We start from the raw sequence: 5068 nt of genomic DNA on the forward strand, positions 1-5068 counted from the left end.
AAAATACCTAAAATCACTTATATTTCAATATTTTTAATTGCTCTCAATATGAAAGTCCTTTCCAAATCCCTGTAGGGGGCATCTAAATACAACAGGAAAAAGCCTTGATTTACAAGGCTTTTTTGTGTATCTGTTCTACTTTTGGTCAACTAATGGATATCAACGGTATAATTTTATGAACACCCTTCTGAACTGCACCCCAAAAGTTAGACAGAAAAAACCTAACTTTTGTGGCGCAGTTCATTCGCGCCACATGAAATTATTTAAGCATATCCTTCTCTTTCATTATCATTTTCTGTTATAATAAATTGTACTTCTAAAATAGAAAGGTCTTAAGATGACAACTCTTATTAAACATAAACGTGTAGAATTTTCAGAACTTTTTTATGACTTAGTTTTTGTTTTTGCAATTTCAAAAGTAACTACTTTAATTGAGCATCTTCATAACGGTATTTTGACTTGGAATTCTTTCCTTGATTTTTTCATGGCTGTTTTGGTTCTCACTGATTCATGGATGATTCAAACCGTTTATACCAATCGCTATGGAAAGAACTCTTTATTTAACATGGTAATCATGTTTATCAAAATGGGACTTTTACTCTTTATAGCCAATATGATGGGACCTGATTGGCAACAATATTTTCATTATCTTTGTTGGGCTGTTGGTACATTAACCTTTACCTTATTTTTACAATATTTGGTTGAATTTTTTAGAAAATCAACCGATAATGTTGAACGGGAAAGTATCAAAGGTTTTCTATGGATAACAGGTCTAGGAAGTTTAGGAGTCTATCTAGCAGCTCTTCTTCCTATTTACGTTGGAGTCTCTGTCTTATTTGCTAGTATTCTGCTAACATTTATTATGCCAATTATCTTGCTTAGTAAAGATAAGCATTACCAGGTAAATCTCCCCCATTTAATCGAGCGCATCTCCCTTCTTGTCATTATTACGTTTGGAGAGATGATTATGGAGCTAGCTAACTTCTTTACAATCGAGAATTTCTCGATTTATTCGGTTCTTTATTTCATTATTATGCTTTCTCTGTTCTTGTTTTATTTTGGTCAATTCGACCATGCTATTGATGAAAAATCTAATCAAAAGGGGCTATTTCTAATTTACAGTCACTATCCTATTTTCATTGGGCTTATGATGATGACTGTATCGATGAGTTTTCTTCTGAATCCTGAAGCTAATCGTCTCTTTGCAACCAGCTTCTCTTATATCGGATTTGGCCTCTTTCAAGCTGCTGTCCTAGTAAATGGGCCCTATAACAAACACTATCTTCGCTATTCGAAAAGTTACTACTGTGTCCAAGCGACACTCTATCTGGCTGCCTTGATTCTCTCTTTAATCTTTGCTTCTAATCCTATAATAGTAGTGAGTATAACAACCATTTTAGCTCTAGCTATAGCCATTCATTTTATTTATTTTTATATGACACAGAATAAAAAATATTCCAAATCTAACTGGGGGTTCTTTTAATGAGTTTATAACATAAAAAAGCTTTGGGAACCAAGGCTTTTTGTTGTTCTGAACTAAAAAATGACAGGATTGTTAGGATATTCTGAGTTTAGTATAGATAAAATTCTTTCCTTATAAAACAAAAAACGCTATCTAGCGTTTTTTGTTATTCTTAGTTACTCGTCTAATCGAATAAACATCATTGCGTTAAGCAAAGAGATGAGAGCGACTGTATTGACATTATTGGAATAGATCAGTCTCTTATTTTCAATAGGTGGAATAATAAAATTTGAAATAATGATGTCGTAAGGTGATTCTTTTAGAGCATCAAGGGATAACTCTAATTCACTCCAAACTTCCAGTTCAAAATTGTTACTGCAATAGTAAGAAAGTGTCTCAGCTACTGATTTTGCATGATACTGATCAAAATTACTCATGACCAAAACCTTTAATTTAGGTTGATTTTGTAAAATATTTAGCACCAAGTGTTTGCTATGAGTGATAAAAGTATAAGACAAATGATTGACCTTCATTGAACTATCATCCATTTCCAAAGTCTTTAGATAATGTTCCATTCCTTCCTTCACCTCTGAAACAAAGCGAGGGAAAATATTTTGAAAGTTCTTGATTGTATTACCTTTTTGATCAAATAGGATAAACTCTGTCGATAATTCCTGGCGATGCAGATGTGCTGTATTATGCAGATGCCAAATCAGATTGTCTCTATTGTCTACTTGGAGATTATAGTCTCTTGATACCTGATCTACTAGTTCTCCCAATAACTGATACGATTTTTTTACATAGCTGTCTGTTTTTGCATGGTTCAGAAATACTTCTTCATCTATGAAAAACATTTTTTGAAAATAGGATACAAATAGTTGACCTATCACTTCTTTATTCAGAGAGATACGATATTCAGAATCAAAGCTCGCTACAATCTCTTCGATGCCTTCTGCCTGCATGAAAGACTCTAACAATTGATTGTTAAAAGAATTTTTCTCAACTTCCATAAAATGACCAAACTTTATTCGGTATAAATTTGTTACGAGGAGTAACTTTAACATTCGTTGAGTGGCGAAATTGACAGGAAATGCAGTTTCTTTATAGATCAGTGCCAACAGTTTACACAAAGGTTCTACAGAAAAATCTTCAAAGGGCCATTCGAGGAAATAATATTTCTCTGAAAAATACTGGGCAAAAAAGTAACGGATATCGATTTCATTTCCAGTGATTTGAACTGGATTGAGGCTAATTTCAAAACGATATTGCTTCTTAATAATTTTATTAATGTGACGGATGATACGGTAAAGAGAGGAAGAACTGATATAAAACTCTTTGCAAATACTATCAGTATCACATCCTTCATTAAAGAAGATAAATTCTAAAATTGAAAAGTGGGTTGAATGCTTAAAAAAATGATGATAGACCATCTCAATATCACTATCATCGGTATTAATGATACGGATGCCGTTTGTTGAGGAATGAAATATCAAGTCAGGAAAGGAAGACCTGACCTGGGACAAGTCATCTTTTACAGAACGTTCTGCACAGTGCAATAATTCTGCTAGTTCCGAGATATGAAACCAGCGTTTGTTTTCAAATAGTAATTCTAATAATTCTAATTGTCTGTGACTTTTTTTCGATAATAAATCTCTCATGGATAACTTTTCTCTCTTTATAATAAACTAAAGGATTGTCTTTCAATCTTCATGCAATTATACCACATGGAGTGCATTTATCCTCTTACAACGACTTTTGCTTGTCATAAAAAGACTAGTCTAATCCCTTAGAAACTCAGTAATATCAAGATTTTCTTATTTATTTGTATCTAAAGTACATGTTTACAGTACGGTTTTTAAGACGAACTATTATGTTTCCAAGTTGAAATACTATATAATTAGTGTAATCAAAGAAATTGATTCTTTGATTTAGAAATAGAAAAGGAGGATACACTATGTTGTGGTCCATTATTGTAGGAGGTCTTATTGGTCTCATCGCAGGTGCAATCACTAAAAAAGGTGGTTCAATGGGATTGATTGCAAATATCTTTGCAGGTCTTATCGGTTCGTCTGTAGGGCAATCACTTCTAGGAAGCTGGGGACCTTCATTGGCTGGAATGGCTATTATTCCGTCAATCGTTGGTGCAGTGATTGTTGTTGCAGTCGTTTCATTTCTATTTGGTAAAAAATAAGCATTACCTAATAAGAAATTAAAAGTGATAAGCCATAATTTTGAATTCTGTAGACGGGTAAAATTATGGTTTAAAGCTTTTCAATTGAAAGGATTTAATATGTCAAAATCAAAGAAAATATTGTTACTTATTTTCTGTATCTTAATCTTGACTATTTTCCTTCCTATTCTCATAGATTATCATCAGGTCAGTGATTTAGGAATCCACTTATTCAGTTGGAGAGAACTCTACGCTGAATTCCTGATTGCTAGATATGTCTTTTGGGGGACACTTGTCCTATCTGTTTTAGTTTTAATTTCAATGTTAGTGATACTCTTTTATCCTAAACAATATCTAGAGATTCAATTAGAAACTCAAGAAGATACATTAAAACTAAAAAATTCAGCTATCGAAGGCTTTGTTCGATGTTTGGTCATTGATCATCAGTTGATGAAAGAACCAACGGTCCATGTTAATAGCCGCAAAAATAAATGTTTCGTTACTGTAGAAGGGAAAATTCTTCCTTCAGACAACATCTCAAATCGATGTCTAGTCATTCAGAATGAAATAACTCATGGATTAAAGCAGTTCTTTGGTATTGAACGTGAGGTAAAACTTGAAGTTAAAGTTAAAGAAGTTGAACCTCGAAAAACGACCAAAAAGACTGTTAGTCGTGTAAAGTAAGGAAGTAAAAATGGAATGGTTTAAAAAATATCAGTATCCAATTATTGCAGGTTTAGTAGGTGTCATTCTCGCTTGCTTTATCTTATCCTTTGGCTTTTTCAAAACACTATTTGTACTAATTTGTGGAGCCTTAGGAGCATTTGCAGGATACTATGTTAAGGAAAAATATTTAAATAAATAAAGGAGTCTCGTATGTCAAACGTAGATAAAAATGTAGAAAAAAAAGATGTTGCTGTTGTTTCTCAAGATGTTAAAGGGGAACTCACTTATGAAAACAAAGTAATCCAAAAAATCATTGGTCTTTCACTTGAAAAAGTACCTGGACTTTTGGATGTGGATGGAGGATTCTTCTCTAATCTAACAGAAAAAATCATCAATACAGATAATGTCACTCATGGTGTCAATGTTGAAGTTGGGAAAGAGCAAGTTGCAGTTGACTTGAACATTGTTGTTGAGTACCAAAAGAATGTCCCTGCTTTATACAAAGAAATCAAAGATGTTGTCGTATCACAAGTTACAAAAATGACTGATCTAGAAGTTGTTGAAGTCAATGTGAATGTTGTTGATATCAAAACGAAGGAACAGCATGAAGCAGATTCAGTTAGCCTTCAAGACCGAGTAACTGACGTGGCTTCTTCAACAGGAGAATTTGCTTCAGAACAATTTGAAAAAGTGAAATCTGGTATCGGTTCAGGTGTTGCTGCTGTTCAAGAAAAAGTAGGCGAAGGTGTTGAAGCCGTTAAGGGCGAAAC

Annotated in this window: 6 protein-coding genes; 5 read left to right on the forward strand and 1 reads right to left on the reverse strand. The window is 33.3% G+C overall.

The window, feature by feature from the left end:
• The first annotated feature begins 337 nt into the window (after positions 1-337).
• On the forward strand, positions 338-1483 hold the full coding sequence (locus tag GMD4S_RS06895) for a low temperature requirement protein A (protein ID WP_000209257.1): 1146 nt from the start codon (positions 338-340) through the stop codon (positions 1481-1483).
• Between the two features lie 155 nt (positions 1484-1638).
• Here the strand turns inward: GMD4S_RS06895 and GMD4S_RS06900 are convergent, their stop codons facing one another.
• Positions 1639-3120: a M protein trans-acting positive regulator PRD domain-containing protein gene (locus GMD4S_RS06900; RefSeq protein ID WP_001205294.1), complete on the reverse strand. Its 1482-nt coding sequence runs from the start codon at positions 3118-3120 to the stop codon at positions 1639-1641.
• Positions 3121-3416: 296 nt separating this feature from the next.
• Between GMD4S_RS06900 and GMD4S_RS06905 the strand changes: the two genes are divergently transcribed.
• From GMD4S_RS06905 to GMD4S_RS06920, 4 genes are all read left to right on the forward strand, one after another.
• Positions 3417-3653, forward strand: a complete 237-nt coding sequence (locus tag GMD4S_RS06905) for a GlsB/YeaQ/YmgE family stress response membrane protein (protein WP_000964741.1) — start codon at positions 3417-3419, stop codon at positions 3651-3653.
• A 99-nt stretch (positions 3654-3752) separates the two neighbouring features.
• Positions 3753-4316, forward strand: coding sequence for an alkaline shock response membrane anchor protein AmaP (gene amaP / locus GMD4S_RS06910; RefSeq protein ID WP_000045619.1), 564 nt, complete (start codon positions 3753-3755; stop codon positions 4314-4316).
• Positions 4317-4326: 10 nt separating this feature from the next.
• Positions 4327-4497, forward strand: coding sequence for a DUF2273 domain-containing protein (locus tag GMD4S_RS06915; protein WP_000454669.1), 171 nt, complete (start codon positions 4327-4329; stop codon positions 4495-4497).
• A gap of 11 nt (positions 4498-4508) precedes the next feature.
• Positions 4509-5068: Asp23/Gls24 family envelope stress response protein (locus tag GMD4S_RS06920; RefSeq protein WP_000072934.1), on the forward strand; the 560-nt coding region annotated here is incomplete at its 3' end.

The organism is Streptococcus sp. GMD4S, assembly GCF_000296955.1.

Excerpts from the sequence above, each read along its gene's own strand:
- GMD4S_RS06895 (WP_000209257.1), top strand. The coding sequence starts at position 338 with ATGACAACTCTTATTAAACATAAACGTGTAGAATTTTCAGAACTTTTT.
- GMD4S_RS06900 (WP_001205294.1), bottom strand. The coding sequence starts at position 3,120 with ATGAGAGATTTATTATCGAAAAAAAGTCACAGACAATTAGAATTATTA.
- GMD4S_RS06905 (WP_000964741.1), top strand. The coding sequence starts at position 3,417 with ATGTTGTGGTCCATTATTGTAGGAGGTCTTATTGGTCTCATCGCAGGT.
- amaP (WP_000045619.1), top strand. The coding sequence starts at position 3,753 with ATGTCAAAATCAAAGAAAATATTGTTACTTATTTTCTGTATCTTAATC.
- GMD4S_RS06915 (WP_000454669.1), top strand. The coding sequence starts at position 4,327 with ATGGAATGGTTTAAAAAATATCAGTATCCAATTATTGCAGGTTTAGTA.